This window comes from Hydrotalea flava, from assembly GCF_001623405.1.
Taxonomy (GTDB): domain Bacteria; phylum Bacteroidota; class Bacteroidia; order Chitinophagales; family Chitinophagaceae; genus Hydrotalea; species Hydrotalea flava.
In genome coordinates, this window is the sequence record NZ_LUHG01000045.1 from 98,278 (window position 1) to 118,710 (window position 20,433).

Annotated in this window: 18 protein-coding genes; 14 read left to right on the plus strand and 4 right to left on the minus strand. The window is 36.6% G+C overall.

The features are described from left to right. Positions 1-6: 6 nt before the first annotated feature. Complete coding sequence (locus A0F92_RS04895) at positions 7-978, plus strand: NAD-dependent epimerase/dehydratase family protein (RefSeq protein WP_068242273.1); 972 nt, start codon at positions 7-9, stop codon at positions 976-978. Here the strand turns inward: A0F92_RS04895 and A0F92_RS04900 are convergent. Next, positions 973-1,926 (minus strand): UDP-3-O-(3-hydroxymyristoyl)glucosamine N-acyltransferase, encoded by a 954-nt coding sequence (locus A0F92_RS04900; RefSeq protein WP_068242276.1) that lies wholly within the window; start codon positions 1,924-1,926, stop codon positions 973-975. The genes A0F92_RS04895 and A0F92_RS04900 overlap by 6 nt on opposite strands. Positions 1,927-2,448: 522 nt before the next feature. Here A0F92_RS04900 and A0F92_RS04905 point away from each other — a divergent pair. The 13 genes from A0F92_RS04905 (at position 2,449) to A0F92_RS04965 (ending at position 16,608) form a co-directional block, all read left to right on the plus strand. Continuing rightward, positions 2,449-3,072 (plus strand): pseudouridine synthase, encoded by a 624-nt coding sequence (locus tag A0F92_RS04905; RefSeq protein WP_068242278.1) that lies wholly within the window; start codon positions 2,449-2,451, stop codon positions 3,070-3,072. A 194-nt stretch (positions 3,073-3,266) separates the two neighbouring features. Continuing rightward, complete coding sequence (gene lysS / locus A0F92_RS04910) at positions 3,267-4,784, plus strand: lysine--tRNA ligase (RefSeq protein ID WP_068242280.1); 1,518 nt, start codon at positions 3,267-3,269, stop codon at positions 4,782-4,784. A gap of 118 nt (positions 4,785-4,902) precedes the next feature. Continuing rightward, positions 4,903-5,277 (plus strand): DoxX family protein, encoded by a 375-nt coding sequence (locus A0F92_RS04915; RefSeq protein WP_253810176.1) that lies wholly within the window; start codon positions 4,903-4,905, stop codon positions 5,275-5,277. 147 nt (positions 5,278-5,424) lie between these two features. After that, positions 5,425-6,234: an LPS export ABC transporter ATP-binding protein gene (lptB, locus tag A0F92_RS04920; protein WP_068242283.1), complete on the plus strand. Its 810-nt coding sequence runs from the start codon at positions 5,425-5,427 to the stop codon at positions 6,232-6,234. 49 nt (positions 6,235-6,283) lie between these two features. Further along, complete coding sequence (locus A0F92_RS04925) at positions 6,284-7,807, plus strand: GH3 auxin-responsive promoter family protein (RefSeq protein ID WP_068242285.1); 1,524 nt, start codon at positions 6,284-6,286, stop codon at positions 7,805-7,807. A gap of 99 nt (positions 7,808-7,906) precedes the next feature. Next, complete coding sequence (gene fabG, locus A0F92_RS04930; protein ID WP_068242413.1) at positions 7,907-8,662, plus strand: 3-oxoacyl-[acyl-carrier-protein] reductase; 756 nt, start codon at positions 7,907-7,909, stop codon at positions 8,660-8,662. 79 nt (positions 8,663-8,741) lie between these two features. Then, on the plus strand, positions 8,742-9,041 hold the full coding sequence (locus A0F92_RS04935) for a hypothetical protein (RefSeq protein ID WP_167516820.1): 300 nt from the start codon (positions 8,742-8,744) through the stop codon (positions 9,039-9,041). A gap of 175 nt (positions 9,042-9,216) precedes the next feature. Beyond that, positions 9,217-10,791: a SulP family inorganic anion transporter gene (locus tag A0F92_RS04940; protein WP_068242291.1), complete on the plus strand. Its 1,575-nt coding sequence runs from the start codon at positions 9,217-9,219 to the stop codon at positions 10,789-10,791. Continuing rightward, positions 10,778-11,410, plus strand: a complete 633-nt coding sequence (locus tag A0F92_RS04945) for a carbonic anhydrase (protein WP_068242292.1) — start codon at positions 10,778-10,780, stop codon at positions 11,408-11,410. The genes A0F92_RS04940 and A0F92_RS04945 overlap by 14 nt, the downstream gene beginning before the upstream one ends. A 65-nt stretch (positions 11,411-11,475) precedes the next feature. Then, positions 11,476-12,108 (plus strand): carbonate dehydratase, encoded by a 633-nt coding sequence (gene can / locus A0F92_RS04950; RefSeq protein WP_068242294.1) that lies wholly within the window; start codon positions 11,476-11,478, stop codon positions 12,106-12,108. Between the two features lie 19 nt (positions 12,109-12,127). Beyond that, positions 12,128-13,810 (plus strand): peptidase domain-containing ABC transporter, encoded by a 1,683-nt coding sequence (locus A0F92_RS04955; protein ID WP_068242296.1) that lies wholly within the window; start codon positions 12,128-12,130, stop codon positions 13,808-13,810. Next, complete coding sequence (locus A0F92_RS04960) at positions 13,807-15,171, plus strand: HlyD family secretion protein (protein WP_068242298.1); 1,365 nt, start codon at positions 13,807-13,809, stop codon at positions 15,169-15,171. The genes A0F92_RS04955 and A0F92_RS04960 overlap by 4 nt, the downstream gene beginning before the upstream one ends. Before the next feature lie 36 nt (positions 15,172-15,207). Beyond that, complete coding sequence (locus A0F92_RS04965) at positions 15,208-16,608, plus strand: TolC family protein (protein WP_068242300.1); 1,401 nt, start codon at positions 15,208-15,210, stop codon at positions 16,606-16,608. Between the two features lies 1 nt (position 16,609). On the opposite strand, the gene A0F92_RS04970 is transcribed toward A0F92_RS04965, so the two are convergent. The 3 genes from A0F92_RS04970 to A0F92_RS04980 form a co-directional block, all read right to left on the minus strand. After that, positions 16,610-17,380: an enoyl-CoA hydratase/isomerase family protein gene (locus tag A0F92_RS04970; protein WP_068242301.1), complete on the minus strand. Its 771-nt coding sequence runs from the start codon at positions 17,378-17,380 to the stop codon at positions 16,610-16,612. Positions 17,381-17,397: 17 nt separating this feature from the next. Beyond that, the gene (paaZ, locus tag A0F92_RS04975) at positions 17,398-19,476 is read right to left on the minus strand and encodes a phenylacetic acid degradation bifunctional protein PaaZ (RefSeq protein WP_253810178.1); all 2,079 of its coding nucleotides are present in this window, start codon (positions 19,474-19,476) and stop codon (positions 17,398-17,400) included. A 130-nt stretch (positions 19,477-19,606) separates the two neighbouring features. Beyond that, a complete protein-coding gene (locus tag A0F92_RS04980; RefSeq protein WP_068242305.1) occupies positions 19,607-20,185 on the minus strand; it encodes an adenylate kinase in 579 nt (192 codons plus the stop codon). Positions 20,186-20,433: the final 248 nt, after the last annotated feature.

Sequence of the window (20,433 nt, forward strand, 5' to 3'; positions counted from 1 at the left end):
ACTGCTATGATTTTAGTAACCGGAGGTTCAGGTTTATTGGGCACTCATTTAATTGAGGAGTTACTGCGAAGAGATTTTTCCGTAAAAGCAATCTATCACAACAACATACCCCCTCATCTGGCCAATAAATTAGAATGGGTAAAGTGCGATATATTAGATGTGGAAGCGTTATCTGCTGTCATGGAAAATGTGGAACAGGTTTACCATTGTGCAGGACTTGTTTCTTTTAATCCGGCTAAGAAAAAGTTGTTGTACAAAGTAAATGTAGAAGGTACCGCTAATGTGGTGAATGTTTGCTTAGAAAAAAACATAAAAAAATTAATTCATGTTAGTTCAGTAGCTGCGCTGGGTAGAATGCGGGAAGGCAGACCGGTTTCTGAAAGAATGAAATGGAGCATGGCCACCAGTAACAGTGAATATGGCAGAACAAAATACTTAGGCGAAATGGAGGTATGGCGCGGAATCGGCGAAGGATTGAATGCCGTAATTTTAAATCCTTCTATGATATTGGGGGCAGGTGATTGGAATACCGGCTCTACAGAATTATTTAAAAAAGTATACCATGGTTATTCCTGGTATACAGAGGGCACCAGCGGTTTTGTAGATGTAAAAGATGTAGTAAGGTCCATGCTCATTTGCATGCGTGGTACTTGCAACAAAGAACGTTTTATTATTAGTAGTGAAAATAAAAGTTACAAAGAAATTTTAACAAGCATTGCCCATCACTTTGCTGTAAAACCACCACATAGAAAAGTAACTCCTTTTTTAGCAGAAATAGTTTGGCGAATAGAAGCAGCAAAAGCATTTTTTACGAAACAAGAACCGCTGATTACAAAAGAAACGGCTAAAACTGCATTAACAAAAGTTACATACGATAATCTCCGCTTTCTTACCTATGCTGTAAATTTTGAATACACACCCATTGATGCAGCCATTGAAAGAATATGTGGTGAGTTAAAAGCTAAGTATGGATTATGATGGTGTATCCATTACTTTTTTCCATAACTCCGGAATTCTTTTTATCCAAACCAATTCTCTTCTTTTAACTGCGGCCTCCTGTGTGGGGGTACCCCAATACACTTTATTACCTTCTAAATCGCTCGGTACTCCGCCTTGTGCCAGTACAACAGCATTTTCGCCAATGGTTAAAGTTTTGCTTACACCTACCTGCCCCCATAAAGTAACCCCATCTTCAATTACTACAGCGCCTGCAATTCCTACTTGTGCAGCAAACAAACAATTTTTGCCCACAAGGGTATCATGCCCAATATGTACCTGATTGTCTAAAATAGAACCCCGGCCAATTCTCGTTTCAGAAGTTACACCTCTGTCAATGGTACAACCTGCGCCTATTTCCACATAATCTTCAATTACAACATGCCCGCAACTTTTCATGCGCTTAAACCATACAGGTCTGTTTTTTTTTGTATTATAATAAAAAGCATCGCTGCCAATTACGGTGCCTGATTGTATTACAACATGATCTCCAATAATACAGTCATCACCAATGGTAACATTGGGATGTATGATGGTGTTTTTACCAATTACAACATGATTGCCAATATAACAATTGGGCATTACCACACTGCCTGCTCCAATTTTTGCTGAACTACTAATTGCTTTTTCTGAAGGTGTAAATGGTTTAAAATAATCTACAATTTTTAAGTACGCTTCAAACGGATCAGCTGTATACAATAATGCTTTTCCTTCCGGTATTTGAACTGCTGTGCTATTAATAATTATAACACTGGCAGCACTTTGTAAACAAGTGTCATAATATTTTGGATGATCTACAAATACAATATCACCTTGTTCAACTTTATGAATTTCATTTATACCGGTGGGGGTTACAGCAGCATTGCCAACAACTTCAGCATCAATCAATGTTGCCATCCAGGTTAAGGTTACAGGTGTAGGAAATTTCATAATTCTATTTATGGGTGTAAAATGCAAAGTTAAATCTGCTTGCTGTTATAAATTTTTTTTGTTGCAGAACAAATGTGAACGTTGTGTTTTTTTTATGTAAAAACGCTTCGGTTTTTTAATTTGTTATTCAAAATTTATAAAACAGTTTCTTTTGAAATGCACTGTTCATCAATATTACAGCTATTTGTAAAAAGTTAAATGCAAACAATTGAAAGTAGTGCGCTATAGTTTTTAGAACAAAAATTTTGAAGATCTGTACTCCGCTATTCACATTTTTTTAAAAGATGTGAATAAAATAGTTTGCAAATTTTTTTGTATTGGAAAAAACTCTTTATAATATTGTGGTGGGAATTGTATTCCCGTACTTACTAACCCATCCATATATAAAGTCCCGCTTCTGCGGGATTTTTATTGTAATAGAAAATCAACACCATCCATTCAAAAAAAATAGTGCAACTTCAAACATAAAAAATTGGATGTACATTACAATTGCTGCATTAAAAAACAACTTTTACAAATTGTATGAAACACACTGTTCATCAATATTTCATTATTTATAAACCATTTCAGGCATTATCGCAGTTTACAGCAACGAATGATAAAAAATGTTTGAAAGATTTTTTTTCGGTTCCTGATAATGTATATCCTGTTGGTCGTTTAGATTTTGATAGTGAAGGCTTATTGCTGCTCACCAACGATAGCAGCATCAATAAGAAATTATTAGATCCTGCATTTGCACATGAACGTGAATATTGGGTACAAGTAGATGGCGCTATTACACCTGACGCAATCTTTCAATTACAAAATAGTGTAAACATTCAGGCAAATGGCAAGAAATATCAAACTTTACCCTGCAAGGCTGAACTGTTTGTAACTGCACCACAGGTGCCCGATCGTTTTCCGCCCATACGATTTCGAAAAAATATTCCGGCACCCTGGATTAAAATAATTTTGAAAGAAGGCAAAAACAGACAGGTGCGTAAAATGACGGCTGCTGTTGGATTTCCTACCCTACGGCTCATTCGCTACAGAATTGGACATTTAACATTGGATGGCTTATTGCCGGGAGAAATGCGAATATTACATGATACAGACATCGAGGCTTTTTTTGCAGCAGATAAATTAAGGAGCACACGAACTGTTTAATGTATCCATAAACAATGGTTTGTATTGGTGCCTGCTACCAACACTCATTTTTTTGTGAATAGCATTTGTAAAGATTTATTTCCTTTGAAACACGATTTCATTGAAACAAGTGCTGGTTGAATAAAAAGTAATGCAACGCTGCGAATGGCATAGCTGCTTTGCACTTATCTTTGCAGCCATTAATTTTCTAAGTTATGAGTGTACAACTGAGTGAACAAGAGCTAATTCGCAGAGAAAAATTAGCAAAATTAAAAGCAGCAGGTATAGAACCTTATCCTGCAGCCTTATACCCCGTTACACATTATTCATCTGATATTAAAGTCAACTTCAGTGAGGAAAATAAAGATAATTTTCAAAACGTTTGTGTGGCCGGCCGAATCATGAGCATCAACGATAAAGGAAAAGTTTTCTTTATAAAAATTCAGGATAGCAAAGGTATTTTTCAGTTGTATGTAAAGCGCGATGATATTTGCCCTGGTGAAGACAAAAGCTTTTGGGATGCTGTAATTAAACATGGTTTAGACCTTGGTGATATTATTGGTGCAACCGGTTTTGTGTTCATAACAAAAACCGGTGAAACCTCATTACATACACAAACCATTACACTACTTACCAAATCATTAAAACCACTTCCGGTTGTAAAGCGCGATGATGAAGGGAATGTGTATGATGAAGTAACCGATCCGGAATTCAGGTATCGCCAGCGGTATGTTGATTTAATCATTAATCCTTCTGTAAAAGAAAATTTTGTGCAGCGTACGCAACTCATCAATACCATCCGCACATTTTTAAATGAAAAGGGTGCATTGGAAGTAGATACGCCGGTATTACAGCCAATTCCCGGTGGTGCAGCTGCAAAGCCCTTCATTACCCATCACAATGCATTGGATATTCCATTGTATTTAAGAATTGCAAACGAATTATATTTAAAAAGATTAATTGTTGGCGGATTCGATTGGGTGTATGAGTTTAGCCGAAACTTCAGAAATGAAGGGATGGACAGAACACACAATCCTGAGTTTACAGTATTGGAATGGTATACTGCTTATAAAGATTATTTCTGGATGATGGAAACAACCGAACAACTCATGGAAAAAATTGCATTGGCTTTGCATGGTACCACTGAAGTGCAGGTGGGTGAAACAATCATTAATTTCAAAGCGCCTTATAAACGCATCAGTATTTTTGAAGCCATTCAGGAAAATACAGGTATTGATATTAGCCAAATGGAGGAAGCCGGCCTGCGTGCAGTTTGTCAGCAACTGCATATTGATGTGCCCGGTAATATTGGCAAAGGAAAATTAATTGATGAAATTTTTGGTGCTACCAGCGAACACAAATACATACAACCTGCTTTTATTATTGATTATCCGGTTGAAATGAGCCCGCTTACTAAAAAGCATCGCAGTAAAGCCGGTTTGGTTGAACGTTTTGAATTGATGGTGAACGGAAAAGAAATTGCCAATGCTTACAGCGAATTAAACGATCCGATCGATCAGCGGGAACGCTTTGAAGAGCAACTGCAATTAATGCAACGCGGCGATGAAGAAGCCATGTATATTGATTATGATTTTTTACGTGCATTAGAATATGGTATGCCACCTACTTCGGGTATAGGAATTGGTATTGACAGGTTGTGTATGTTAATGACCAACCAGCCTTCTATACAAGATGTTTTATTATTCCCCCAAATGCGGCCAGAAAAATTGTAAAAATTAAATAGCCATTAATTTATAACCACTAACACCTCTTTTCGAGGTGTTTTTTTTGCGGCACTTGCAAATATGAAAAATGATTTTTACCTTAAAGCCTAAATCAAAACTCCTAACTATGAACAAAAACATGGTTTCTCGTATTTCCAGTATTGTATTTGCATTGGTAATGGCCGTATTTGGCATTAACCATTTTAGAATGGGTGATGCAATGGCAGGGTATGTTCCCGGTTACTTGCCTGTTGCAGTTTTTTGGGTATATCTGGTAGGTGCAGCTTTAATTCTGGCAGCTATTGCCATTATTATCAACAAACAAACCCGTTTAGCCTGCTATTTATTGGGGCTTATGCTGTTTTTGTTTGTAATATTATTGCATTTGCCCGGAATGATGCATGCCACTGACCCTCAAATGAAAGCTATGTCAATGACCATGCTATTAAAAGATTTAGGATTGGCTGCCGGTGCTTTCTATATCGGTTCACACAATCAATAAAAGGCAATTGGCGGTTATGAATTTTTCCCGGCAATTAACCACTTGCCGGGATTTTTTATGTGCAGTTCTGTCATAATCTTTCGCTAAATCAATAAATTCGCAATAATATCAATGTTCTCCATCTATTTTTGCTAAAAATATTATTCATTGAGTTTAAGCATACATACAGAAGCATTAGTAAAAAGTTACAAGGGCAGAACCGTTGTAGGCAAGGTAAGCATAAATGTAAAACAGGGCGAAATTGTTGGGTTGTTAGGTCCCAACGGCGCCGGTAAAACCACAACGTTTTACATGGTAGTGGGCTTAATTAAACCCGATGAAGGACGTGTTTTTTTAGATACTGCCGATATTACAAAATTACCTATGTATAAAAGGGCACAAATGGGTATTGGTTACCTGCCGCAAGAAGCCAGTGTATTTAGAAAATTAACCGTACAAGATAATATAATGGCTGTTTTGGAAATGACGAATCTTTCTAAAAAACAGCGTCATGAAAAATTAGAACAGTTGCTCAATGAATTTAATTTACATCATGTAAGGCACAATAATGGCGATAGTTTAAGCGGAGGAGAAAGAAGACGCACTGAAATAGCACGTGCACTGGCTGTTGATCCTAAATTCATTTTATTAGATGAGCCCTTTGCAGGGGTTGATCCCATTGCTGTAGAAGATATTCAAACAGTAGTAGCCAAATTAAAGTATAAAAATATCGGCATCCTCATTACCGATCATAATGTAAACGAAACCCTTTCTATCTGCGACCGGGCCTATTTGCTGATTGAAGGGAAAATATTTAAACATGGTACTGCCGAACAACTGGCGAAGGATGAAAAAGTACGCCGTTTATACCTAGGTACTAATTTTGAACTGCGCAGAAAAGACTGGATTATTGAAATGGAGAGAGATAATGCCATGAAACAAACCACTGAAGGTTTTACAGAAGCGATAGAAGAATAATCTTTTTACTGTAAAATTGTTTTCTTAAATTGCTGCAACCTCAATTTGAATGAAACTGCTTAGTCCTGCCATATCAAGATTTGCACGGTTGCGAAACTGGCGTATTGAACAGTGGATGCAAAATCCCATTGCTACCCAGCGCGATGTGTTGCAAGATTTGGTTACCCACGGGCAGTTTACGGAGTTTGGCCGAAAATATGGTATGAATAATTTATTCACCATTAAAGAATTTAAACAACGGATACCCATTAACGAATATGAAGATTTAAAGCCTTACATTGAAAGACTGATGCAGGGCGAGCAAAACTTATTATGGAATACACCGGTTTATTGGTTTGCCAAAAGTAGCGGCACTACCAGCGATAAAAGTAAATTTATTCCCATTACAGAAGAAAGTTTACAGGATTGCCATTACCAGTCTGCGAAAGATGTGCTTAGCCTTTATTATAAATTTAATCCGGAGAGCGACTTACTAACGGGGAAGGGATTGGTGATTGGTGGAAGTCATCAAATCAGTCCTATTAATGATGAGGCTCAATATGGCGATTTAAGTGCCGTATTGTTACAAAACACGCCAATGTGGGCTTCGTGGATACGCACCCCCGAATTATCCATTGCATTAATGGATGAATGGGAACACAAAATTGAGCAACTGGCACAGTCTACTATTCAGGAAAATGTAACTTCTATTTCCGGCGTACCTACCTGGACTTTATTGCTAATTAAACGCATACTCCAAATTACCGGCAAAAATACCCTAAGTGAAGTTTGGCCAAATTTAGAATTGTATTTGCATGGTGGGGTTTCCTTTATTCCTTACAAAAAACAATTTCAAAAACTAATTGGGAAGAATATCTATTATTTAGATTTATATAATGCCAGCGAAGGTTTTTTTGCCGCACAAAACGATGCTGACGAAGAGGGCATGTTATTGTTTTTAGATTATGGTATTTTTTATGAATTTATGCCGGTGGAAGAATATGGAAAAACATCGCCTGTTACTATTGGGTTACAACAGGTAGAAATAGGAAAAAACTATGCGCCGGTTATTTCAACCAATGGCGGTTTATGGCGCTATCTTACCGGCGATACCATTCAATTTACTGCTTTACACCCCTTCAAAATCAAAGTAAGCGGCAGACTCAAACATTTTATCAATGCCTTTGGTGAAGAATTAATTGTAGATAATACTGATAAAGCCGTTGCCATTGCTGCCCAAAAAACGAATAGCATTATAAGTGAATATACTGCAGCCCCTGTATATTTTAACGATGAACAAAACGGTGCACATGAATGGCTGATAGAATTTGAACGGCCGCCCCAAAACATGGAACATTTTGCATTTGAATTGGATTGCGCTTTAAAATCTTTAAATAGTGATTACGAAGCCAAACGCCAGAAAGATATTGCCTTACGGATGCCCATTGTACATGCTGTTCAAAAAAATATTTTTAATGGATGGTTGCGGCACAAAGGCAAATTAGGCGGCCAACATAAAGTGCCTCGCTTGTCGAACAACAGAATATATGTGGATGAATTATTACAACTTATGCGGGAAGAGTTTAAACAATAATATTATTTTTACCCCACAAAAACAGTATTCGAAAGAATGAATGCAATGCAAACACATTCATCACACGCATTATCAAAACATAAAACAAGTGTATCTTTTATGAAATTGTTAGAAGGAAAAACAACCGTAATTACCGGCGCAGCCAGAGGCATAGGAGCCGCAATTGCTTTAAAATTAGCCGAACAGGGAAGTTATATTGCTTTTACCTATGTTAGTGATAGCAGCGCAGATAAAGCAGCCGAACTGGTAAAACAAATAGAAGCAATGGGTGTAAAAGCTAAAGCTTATCAAACCAATGCAGCCAGTTATAGTGATACAGAATTGTTCATTAATGAAGTACTAAAAGAATTTGGAACCATTGATGTTTGTGTAAATAATGCCGGCATATCAAAAGATAATTTGTTATTGCGTATGAGTCCGGATCAATGGAATGATGTAATCAATACCAACTTAAATAGTGTGTATAATGTTACCAAACAGGTAATTAGGCCCATGATGAAAGCCAAAGCCGGCAGTATTATCAACATGAGTTCTATTATTGGCATTCGTGGCAATGCCGGACAAAGTAGTTATGCTGCCAGTAAAGCGGGTATCATTGGTTTTACAAAATCAATTGCTGCTGAGTTGGGTAGTCGTAATATTCGTTGCAATGCCATTGCACCCGGATTTGTTGAAACCGATATGACTGCTTATTTGAAAGAGGGCGATGCAGGTAATACATTCCTCAGTAAAATACCGTTGGGCCGTTTTGGTAAATCAGAAGAAATAGCCAACACAACCCTTTTTTTAGCGAGTGATTTAAGCAGTTATATCACCGGTCAGGTGTTGAGTGTATGCGGCGGATTGAATATTTAATTCAATAAAATTTGCTACCCTATGTAATTTTATGATTTAAGCAACATATTCTTTTTTAAATTTTGTTATTTTCGCGGCAATGCTAAAACCACTCATCGCTGCTTTTTTATTAATGACCATTTCCCTGCAAATCATTCCGATTAAGCAGGTGGGTGTGCTTTTATTCAATAATTCCATTACCGAAGAGTTGGCACATGGCCACAGTCTTGAAAAAGATACCATCAAAAAATTCAATTTTTTGTATAATTTGCTTTATAACACTAATCAGCATTTCAATATCCTTTCCTTTAACGCATTGGATGTTTACATTCAACGCTCCGAGAAACTTCCCATTCAATTCAGTCCCGATATTTTAGTGCCTCCCCCCAACAAGGCCTAATGCAATCACAATCCGGATTGCAAATATGCTCCACATTTTACGAATGATCATGCGTTTAATTCAATTATAATAATTATTAGGCATGCTTATCAATAAATACAGCATAGTTCTGTGTATGCAATACCGGAAGCCTGCATTTCTATTTCTTTCTATTAAATTGTAATTAAACATATTCATGAAAAATTATTTTCGTTCTGCCGGAAAAGATATTCCGGCCTCTATTGTAGTGGTATTGGTAGCATTGCCCTTATGTTTGGGAATTGCTTTGGGATCGGGTGCCCCATTGTTTTCCGGTATCATTGCTGGAATTGTAGGAGGTATTGTGATTGGATTATTAAGTGGTTCACATTTAAGTGTTAGTGGACCTGCTGCCGGCCTAACCGTTATTGTTGCAACGGCTATTGCCAAATTACAAGTGTATGAAGCATTTTTACTGGCTGTGGTAATAGCAGGAATATTGCAGGTGGTGTTGGGTTTTATAAAAGCGGGCATTCTGGGCGATTATGTACCCAATGCAGTGATAAAAGGCATGTTGGCTGCTATTGGCATTTTACTCATTTTAAAGCAAATGCCACATTTAGTAGGTTATAATTCCGATTTTATTGGTGATGAATCGTTTAAAGAAGCAAACTCACAAAATACATTTACCGCTTTCGAAAACTTTGCTTCAAAAATAAATGAAGGTGCATTATTGATAGGGATAGTTGCTTTATTAATTTTAATTGTTTGGGATGGTTGGATTGTAAAAAAAATTAAAAAAGTACAATTGATTCCCGGGGCATTACTGGCTGTAATTGCAGGCACATTCATGAATGAATACTTTAAAACAAGTATACCTTCTATAGCGTTGCAATCAAACCATTTGGTAACCCTGCCTGTAGCAAAAGATGTTATCAGTTTTCTCTCTTTCTTTACCTTTCCTGATTGGTCGTTCATTACCAACAAAGAAGTATGGATTGCAGCCGTAACCATTGCCATTGTTGCTTCATTAGAAACGCTGTTAAGTATAGAGGCTATTGATAATTTAGATCCTTTAAAACGGGCAACACCTACCAACCGTGAATTAAAAGCACAAGGGGTGGGTAATTTAATCTCCGGTTTAATAGGCGGTATACCTGTTACTTCAGTTATTGTAAGAAGTTCTGCTAACGTATATGCAGGTGCAAAAACCAAACTTTCTGCAATTCTGCATGGGTTACTGTTATTATTGTTTGTATTATTTATTCCTGAAATCATTAATCATATACCGCTAAGCGCATTGGCTGCTATCTTAATTTTTACCGGATATAAATTGGCTAAAGTTTCTTTGTTTAAAGAGTTTTACAAAAAAGGATTAGACCAGTTCATTCCTTTTGTAGTTACCATTCTTGCTATTTTATTAACCGATTTGTTAATTGGAATATTAATTGGGTGCGGAGTGGCATTGTTCTTTTTAATTAGAAGTAATTTTCATTCTGCTGTTTTGGTGGTGAATGATACCAATAACTATTTAATCAGATTACGGAAAGATGTATCATTTTTAAACAAGCCCATTATCAAACAAAAATTAGAGGAAATTCCTGAAAATTCTTTTGTACTGATCGATATTACCAGGGCTGATTTCATTGATAAAGATGTGATAGAAGAAATTAATCATTACATGCAACATGCACATCTGAAAAATATTAAGGTAGAAGTTAAGAAAAGCCGGAACAAAAGCATGCACCAATTATTTTCACAACCAAATGAATTAAAATATGAATTCAATTGATAAATTATTTTTAGAAAATAAAGCATGGGCCAATGAACGCAGGAAAGATGACCCTTCATATTTTAAACGCCTTAGCGAAATTCAAACACCCGAATTTTTATGGATTGGTTGCAGCGATAGCCGGGTGCCCGCCAATGAAATAACCGGTACCGATCCTGGTGAAATTTTTGTACACAGGAATATTGCCAATATGGTGGTACATACCGATTTAAATTTGTTGAGTGTATTGGGGTATGCTGTGCATCATTTAAAAGTGCAGCATGTAATTGTATGTGGTCATTATGGTTGTGGTGGTGTAAAAGCTGCTGTTACACAACATAATTTTGGCATCATCAACAAATGGCTGCGCAATATAAAAGATGTAAAAAGGCTGCATCAATCTGAAATTGAACAATTACCAACCGACGAACAACAACTAAACAGATTAGTTGAATTGAATGTAGAAGAGCAGGTGATTCATTTAGCCAAAACTTCTATCATTCAAAAGGCATGGCAGTATCATCATCGTCCAAGCTTGCATGGTTGGGTATACAATTTGGAAGACGGGTTATTAAAAAAAATAAAAGAAATACAACCAAACGATGTAATCGATGACTTATACTGTTACGATAATTTATAAAACTGTTTTTAAATGCCTATCAATACCTTTATGGCCCTAATTCATTCACTCAAATTAATTATTTTATGAAAGTTTACGAGCAATTATTGCAGAATAATTTGGAATGGGCAAAGAAAAGAACCAGTGATGACCCTGAGTTTTTTACCCGATTGGCACATTTACAAACCCCACAGTTTTTATGGATTGGTTGCAGCGATAGCCGCGTACCTGCCGATATGATTACCGGCACACAGCCGGGCGAAATTTTTGTGCATCGGAATATTGCCAATATGGTGGTGCATACCGATGTTAATTTGTTAAGCGTTTTAGAATATGCCGTAAATCAGTTAAAAGTGCAACACATTATAGTTTGTGGGCATTATGGTTGTGGCGGTGTTAAAGCAGCCATGACCAAACATAGTTTGGGTATAATTAACAAATGGTTGCGTAATATTAAAGATGTGTACCGTATTCACCGCGAAGAGTTAGACGCCATAACCGATGAAGAATCAAGAGCAGACCGGTTAACCGAACTGAATGTTCGTGAGCAGGTAATGAATCTGGCCAAAACATCCATTATTCAAAAAGCATGGAAATATGAAAACCGGCCACATATACATGGTTGGGTGTATGGGTTAAAAGATGGCATTATACATCCTGTTTTTGAAATGGCATCCCGCACACATATCGACCCATTGTATGAATATGATGATTTATAAAAATAAATGAAAAAAAAGTATGGCAAAAACTGCAAACATTTCAATTATAGGTGCAGCAAAAAAGTTTTTTGAAATTTTAAAGTTCGATAGAAGGGATATTTCTGCTATTTATTTCTTTGCCATTTTAGGTGGTTTAATTTCACTTTCGCTACCACTGGGCATTCAATATATCATCAGTTTTGTACAGGCAAATACCATCTCAATATCAATTGTAGTGCTTATTTCAATTGTATTGATAAGTGTATTTATCAGTGGTTTATTACAGATACGGCAGATGGAAATAATAGAAAAAATTGAGCAAAAAATTTTTGTAAGATATGCATTAGAATTTGCTGACCGTATTCCTAAATTGGATGTTGAAAAATTAGACCACTACCACCTGCCGGAACTGGTGAATCGTTTCTTCGATACTACTGCTTTAATCAAGAGTATTGAAAAAATTTTATTAGATATACCGGCAGCAATCATTCAAATATTTTTTGGTTTGGTTTTATTGTCCTTCTATCATCCTGTTTTTATTGCCTTCGGTGCTTTACTGGTAATAGTACTTTCTGTTATCATTAAATTTACTTCACCCCAGGGTTTTGAAACCAGTTTAATTGCAAGTGATTATAAGTATAACATTGCCGCCTGGTTTCAGGAAATGGCTGCAGAAATTAAAACGTTTAAATATGCAAAGAAAACAAACATTCATATTAAGAAAGCCGATGAAGATGTAAATGGATACCTCATCGCAAGAACAAACCATTTTCGCATTTTGGTAATGCAGTATTGGAGTTTTATATCATTTAAAATTATTATTATTGCCACAATGCTGATTGTTGGGTCAATATTATTGGTGAACCAGCAAATTAACATTGGGCAGTTTATCGCCTCAGATATTGTTATCATTCTCATTATCAACTCCATCGAGAAATTAATTCAGTCGCTGGATAAAGTGTATGATACTCTTACTTCAGTTGAAAAATTAAGTAAGGTGGTTCACGCACCCATTGAAAATGAAGGCAGCATGCTATTGCCAAATAATAATGTTGGCGTGCAAATAACACTGAATCAGGTAAATTTTACCTATCCTGATGGTAAAATAGCCTTAACAGATATTCATGTAAATATACCTGCAGGCAGTTTGGTGCAATTGTGTGGTGCTTCCGGTTCAGGAAAATCATCATTTCTGCGTTTATTAACCGGGGCATTTAATCATTATACCGGCAATATTTTAATTGACGGAATACCCATCAATAATTTTCAATTGGCCGATTTACGTGCCAAAACTGGTATTTTATTTGACAGGCAGGATGTTTTTAAAAGTACATTACTCGAAAATATTACAATGGGGAATGAGGCGATTGCTGTGCAGGATGTTTTAAAATTGGCTGAACAAATCAATTTTCTTTCTTACATTAATGAACTGCCAATGGGACTGTATACACAGATTGATCCTGTTGGTAAACGATTGTCGCAAAAAATAAAAAAAGAAATTTTATTAATGCGTGCCCTGATTGGCGATGCACGTTTAATATTACTGGAAGAGCCTTGTGCACACAAATCTGAACAACAAATGTTAGCCTTGCTTGAATTTTTAAGAAAGAAAAAAAGCAATGCCACCATTATTGTAACAACAGAAACACCCATGGTAAAACATTTGTTTGATATGTTCATTCAATTAGCTAATGGTAAAATAATTTTTATTGAGGAAAAATGAATACAGAAAAATCAACTTATTTAAACATTGAAATTGAATCGGTAGCAACAAATCATTCGTTGCAATCATTTCATTCTATCTATAAAATACACAAAAGAAAATACATCAAAAAATGGATTATTGGCTTAATTGTTTTTTGTGTAATTGTACTTTTTTTACCCTGGACACAAAATATCAGAACCAAAGGAAAAATTACTACTTTACGCCAGGAAGCTCGTCCGCAACAGCTCAATACCATTCTGCCCGGTAAAATTGTAAAATGGTATGTAAAGGAAGGTGATATGGTGAAACAAGGCGATACCATATTACAATTGGGAGAAGTAAAGGTAGATTATTTTGATCCACAATTATTAAACCGCACAGAACAACAAATTACTGCAAAAAAACAAAGTATTCAGGCTTATCTTGAAAAAGCTGCAACTGCCGATAAACAGGCTGCTGCATTAAAAAAAGGGTTGCAATTAAAATTAGCATCTTTCGATAATAAAATTGCGCAGCAACAATTAAAAATAGTAAGCGATAGTATGGATTTTTTAGCAGCTGTGAATGACGTAAATATTTATAAGCGACAAATTGAAGCAGCCAGGCTAATGCTGGATAGTGGCGTAATTTCATTAACAGATTTTGAAAAACGAAAAGCGAACTATCAAAATGCAATTGCAAAAAAAACAAGTACCGAAAATAAATTTTTACAAAACAAACAGGAACTGTTGAATCTTAAAATTGAAAAAAACAGTGCCATTCAGGATTATACCGATAAAATTTCAAAAGCCGAAGGTGATAAGTTTGCTGCCCTTTCGCAAGTTGCTTCAACCAATGCCGAAGTAAGTAAATTAGAAAATATTTATACAAATTATGATATCCGGAATCAACTCTATTATATTACCGCACCTCAGTCTGGCCAAATAACAAAAGCTAAAAAAGCCGGGTTAGATGAAATTGTTAAGGAGGGGGATATGATCGTTGAAATTGTACCCGATTTCAACAATTATGCTGTTGAAATGTATGTATCACCCACCGATATTCCGCTCATTTCTAAAGGGCAAGAAGTGGCTATTATTTTTGACGGATTTCCTGCCATTGTTTTTAGCGGATGGCCACAATCTACATATGGCACTTTTACAGGAAGGGTATCAGCTATAGAAAATAATATTAATACTTTTGGAAAATACAGAGTGCTGGTAGCACCCGATACCACCAAAAAACCATGGCCCAAACAATTAAAATTAGGGGGCGGCGCTAAGTGTATTGCACTGTTAAAAAATGTACCGGTTTATTATGAATTATGGAGAACCATTAATGGCTTTCCACCTGAATACTATACTGCAGAAAATAATTCAGCAAAAATATCGAAAAAATAAATTAATTTTTGAATGTGTAAATAGAGGTAATTTGGTATGAAAGTATTTTTTATTGGTATATTATTGTGTTGCATTAACAATGTTGTGTTGGCTCAAACTGAAACTGAAATTGTATTTTCATTCAATGAATATTTACAGGGAGTGAAAAAAAACCATCCGGTTGCACGTTCTGCAAATCTGTCTGTTGAAAGTGCTCAGGAAGGAATTGTAGCCGCGAAGGGTGAATTTGATCCAAGCATTAGTTATACAAACAATCAAAAAACTTTTAACGGAACCAATTATTTCTATTATAACAATGCTGAACTAAAAATACCCATACCAATTGGTATGGATATTAAAGCCGGAGTAGAGGACAATGGAGGCAACTACATTACAAGAGAAGTAACAACAGGTAAAACAAGTTATATTGGTGCAGAAGTAGCAGTATTAAAAGGATTATTAATTGATAAAAGAAGAGCCGCTATTCAACAGGCTAAAATTTTAAACAGCCAGTCAGTTCAGGAAAGAAATGCAATGGTCAACGATTTACTGCTTGATGCAGCATTGCGCTACTGGCAGTGGTATGGTGCCTATGCACAAAAAAAATTGTATGAAAGATTTTTGGACGTTGCTAAAAACAGGTTACGTTTAATAGTGATTGCTTACCAACAAGGTGATAAAGCTTTAGCAGATACTATTGAAGCGAATGCACAGGTTTTAAACTATCAGTTATTGCTGGGTGAATCAATCATTAAATTCAATAAAGCAAGTTTTGAATTAACCGATTTTTTATGGGATGAAAACGCAATGCCTTATTTTTTGCCCGGTCATTTTATTCCTGATACCACAGCACTGCAGGATTATATTGTTCCATTGTCATTGGATGATTTGATGAATCAGGCAGTACCTAATCATCCGGAAATAAAACAATATGAATTTAAGCTAGATGCATTGGAGGTTGAGCGGAAATTAAAATGGCAAAGTTTTCTGCCTGCACTAAATCTAAAAGCAAACTTGCTTAATAAAGGGTACAATGCTTTATATAATGTTGCTGATGCAGCTTTTCTTGAAAATAACTACAAGTTCGGCATTGATTTTAAAGTGCCTTTGTTTTTAAGAACAGCCCGTGGTGAGTACAAGAAAACACAAATTAAAATTCAACAAACCAATTTAAGTTTGGCTTCAAAAAAATGGCAGATTCAAAACAAAATAAATTCTTACTATGTTCAAAATCAATTGTACGCAGCACAATTTCAGCAAGTTACAGCTCTGATTAATAGTTTTGAAATTTTATTTAGAAATGAGTTGTTGAAATTTAATAATGGCGAAAGTTCTCTGTTTTTAATCAATAGCCGCGAATCCAAATTATTAGAAACAAAGCAGAAAATGATTGATTTGCAAACAAAATTGGTGGTATCAAAATTTCAAACCGAGTGGGCTGCCGGTTTACTTTTTTAAACTATTTCTGCTTATTTTTAAATTGCTCAATGAACTTTTTGGTATAGTCGCTCAGCACCAATTTACCGCTAACGGATGCACGCTTGTGTAAAAGGTCATCCCAGTGCTCTGTTCCCTGCCAAAATACATGTTTCAGTTCTTTAATGGCAGTGATGCTGCTTTGCGATAAAAAGTTAGCCAGACGATGAATGCTTTCATCCATTCCTGAAATTTCAGCATGCAGCTCTGCATACAAGCCTTTTTGTTTGGCCCATTCTGCCGGTCGCCAGTTGGCTGCATCAATGGCTAACTGCGAAAAAGCAGATAATCCTATTTTTCTTTCTACTGCCGGTCCTACAACAAATGGCCCAATGCCTACTGCCAACTCGCTTAATTTAACATCAGCACCTGTTGTTGCAATGGCATAATCGGCTGTAGCTGCTAATCCTACGCCACCACCTACACATTTTCCCTGTATACGTGCAATAATGAGTTGTGGTGCTTTACGCATGGCATTAATAACATGGGCAAAACCACTAAAAAATTGCTCTCCGGCTGCTTCAGTTTGAATGGCTGCCAATTCCTCAAAAGAAGCGCCGGAACAAAAAGTTTTTTCGCCGGCAGAACGCAGTATAATCACTTTTATATCTGCATTAATGCCTTCATTGTGTATGGCTTCTGCTAATTCATGCAAAATTTTTCCGGGTAATGAGTTGCTTTGTGGATGAAAAAATTCAATGGTGCTAATACCATGACTTCTGTGCACTGTTACATATCCATGCTCGTTATTCATATAAAATTATTTTATTATTATTGTTTTTTTACCATCGTTAAAATGGTGGCTATACCTATCAATTCATTCGTATCATCTATCATTTCTACCAGCCATTTTACAATGCCCCTTGCAATATCGGTTGGTTCTTTTTTTTCCTGACTAATTTTTTCTTTACAAGTAAATTGAACATGAATGGACGTATCCGGATATACCGGCTTGGTAAATCGCAACTCATCAATGCCATAATTCAATAATACCGGATTTTTTTCATAACTGTCTACAAACAAACCTGCAGAAAGGCTTAATAACAAATACCCATGTGCTACCTGTTGGGTGAACATGGTGCCTTCAAAATTGGTATTTCTTAAATGAGCATAAAAATGATCGCCCGATAAATCAGCAAAAGCATCAATTAAATCGGGTGTAATAGTTACAGAGGGGGTAATCATCTGCTCACCAATCCGTAGTTCTTCAAAATATTTTTTGAAAGGATGAACGGTTGCAGCTATGCCATTTGCGCCTTGTTGGTATTGTTGTAAAACAGCAGTGAGCATATCTGGCGAACCCTGAATGGCTACGCGTTGCATATAATGTTGCAGGCCTCTTAATCCGCCCATTTCCTCACCTCCTCCTGCACGTCCGGGGCCACCATGTACAAGCAGTGGCAATGGCGAACCATGTCCGGTATTTTCTTTGCCACATTGCTGGTTTAAAATCAATATCCTGCCATGATGAGTACCTGCTCCCAATACATAATTTCGGGCAGTTTCTGCAGATGCGGTAACAATGGTAGATACCAATGATCCCTTTCCTAATTTAGTAATGTGAATTGCTTCCTCTAAATTGTGATAGGGCATTAAAGTTGAAACAGGCCCAAACGCTTCAATAGCATGTACTTCGGGTGAATGCAGTGGGTTACTGTTTCGCAATAGTAACGGACTCATAAAGGCGCCTGCTGTAGCATCTGCATCCATTACCTCAACAGTATCTAAATTGCCATACACCAATTCACTGCTTTGTAATAATAATTGTACGTGTTGAAGCACTTCTGCTTTTTGAGTTTTGCCTGCCAGGCTACCCATTCTTACTTTTTCATGCAATGGATTGCCAATGATTGTTTGCGATAGTGCTTTGCTGATATCATGTTGCACTGCTTCAATTTTATTTTCCGGCACCAAAATGCGGCGCACACCTGTACAACGTTGGCCGCATTTTAAAGTCATTTCCTTTCTCACTTCTTTTATAAATAAATCCCATTCCGGCATACCGGGCTCTACATCATGGCCTAAAACAATGGCATTCAATGAATCAGCTTCCATTGTAAATGAAACATTGTTTTGTACAATGGCCGGTGTGGTTTTTAATTTCAATCCGGTATGTGCACTGCCGGTAAAAGTAATCGTATCTTGTGCATCTACTTCATTCAATAAATTACCGGTACTGCCACATAATAATTGCAGTGCACCATCAGGTAATATATTAGAAGCTACCATGTGCTTTACAACTGCCTGTGTTAAATAACAACCAACGGTGGCAGGCTTTACGATAGCAGGAACACCCGCTAAAATATTCACGGCAATTTTTTCTAACATTCCCCAAACAGGAAAGTTATAAGCATTGATATGAATGGCGACCCCTTCTTTGGGTAAAAGCAAATGATGCCCCATAAATGTATGGGCTTTACCCAGCATGTGTGCTTCGCCTTCAGGCCAGTAAGGTAAATCGGGTAATTTTCTTCTTAAAGAGGCATATGAAAACAAGTTACCAATTCCACCTTCAATATCTACCCAACTATCTGCTTTGGTGGCACCGGTTTTGTAACTGAGGGTATACAATTCGGGCAAGAACTGTTGTAAATGCAGTGCTAAGGCTTTTAATAGTAACCCACGTTCCTGAAAAGTCATTTTCCGTAAAGCGGTATTTCCTTTTGTTCTGGCATACTCCATAATTGTAGCCATATCAAACCCTTCTGTACTGGCCGCTGCAATGTATTCGCCGGTTACTGCATTATATAGCGGTTGACCTTCGCCGCTGCCGGCAATCCATTTTCCTAAGATATAACTTTCTAATACCATTTCTTTTGTTAAGATTATTGCTGCAATAATGCGCTTCAAAAATAAGGAAAGCAGTATTTAAATGCTAATGATTGTTAGTTTAAATTGAGGTTGAATAAATAAAAAACCCGCTTCAAGGTTTGTATACTCAAGCGGGTTAGCAGTTGGTTTTGGTAGTATCTTTCTGCTATTAAGACAAGCGTTTGTTAATTTCGCTGCATAAACTGTTAAAAATTTCTTCAACGGCACCTTCGCCTTTTACATCTACTACCTTATTAAATTTTGCGTAATATGCTTTTACGGTTGCTGTTTTAGCATTGTATTCTTCAATTCTGGCCCTGATAACAGCCTCATTGGTATCATCACTACGACCACTGGTTAAGCCTCTGTTCAATAGGCGTTTCACCAATTCTTCTTCACTTACTTCCAGCGCCAGCACTACATTTATCTGGGTATGTTTTAATTTTAAAAGTGCATCCAATGCTTCACATTGTGTTTTGGTTCTGGGAAAACCATCAAACAAAAATCCTTTGGCATCAGGATGTTGCTCCAACGCAGAACTAATCATACCAACTACTACTTCATCGGGAACCAATTGCCCTTTGTCCATTAGGCTTTTGGCTTCCAAACCCAAAGGAGTTTGCGCTGCAATTTCGCTGCGTAATAAATCGCCGGTACTTAAATGTTTCAGGTGATATTTAGCTACTAATTTTTCACTTTGTGTTCCTTTTCCGCTTCCGGGAGGGCCAAACAGAATAATATTAAACATAGCCACACGCTCTTTAAATGAGGAACAAATATAAGCCTTGCGCTTTACATTTCCTTTAACAAATGAACAAACTACTGCGCTATCTGTTAATTATTTGGCTTTAACATTTGCCTCCAAACCATTTTCTGTCTATTTGCGTAGTTTTATTGTCTGTATATAGTATGCAGAAATTTTTTATAAAGCGCTTTGCAATGCATTCATACAATCATTGTTGGCAAGCAAATGGTTAAAACGAAAGTCATGAAATT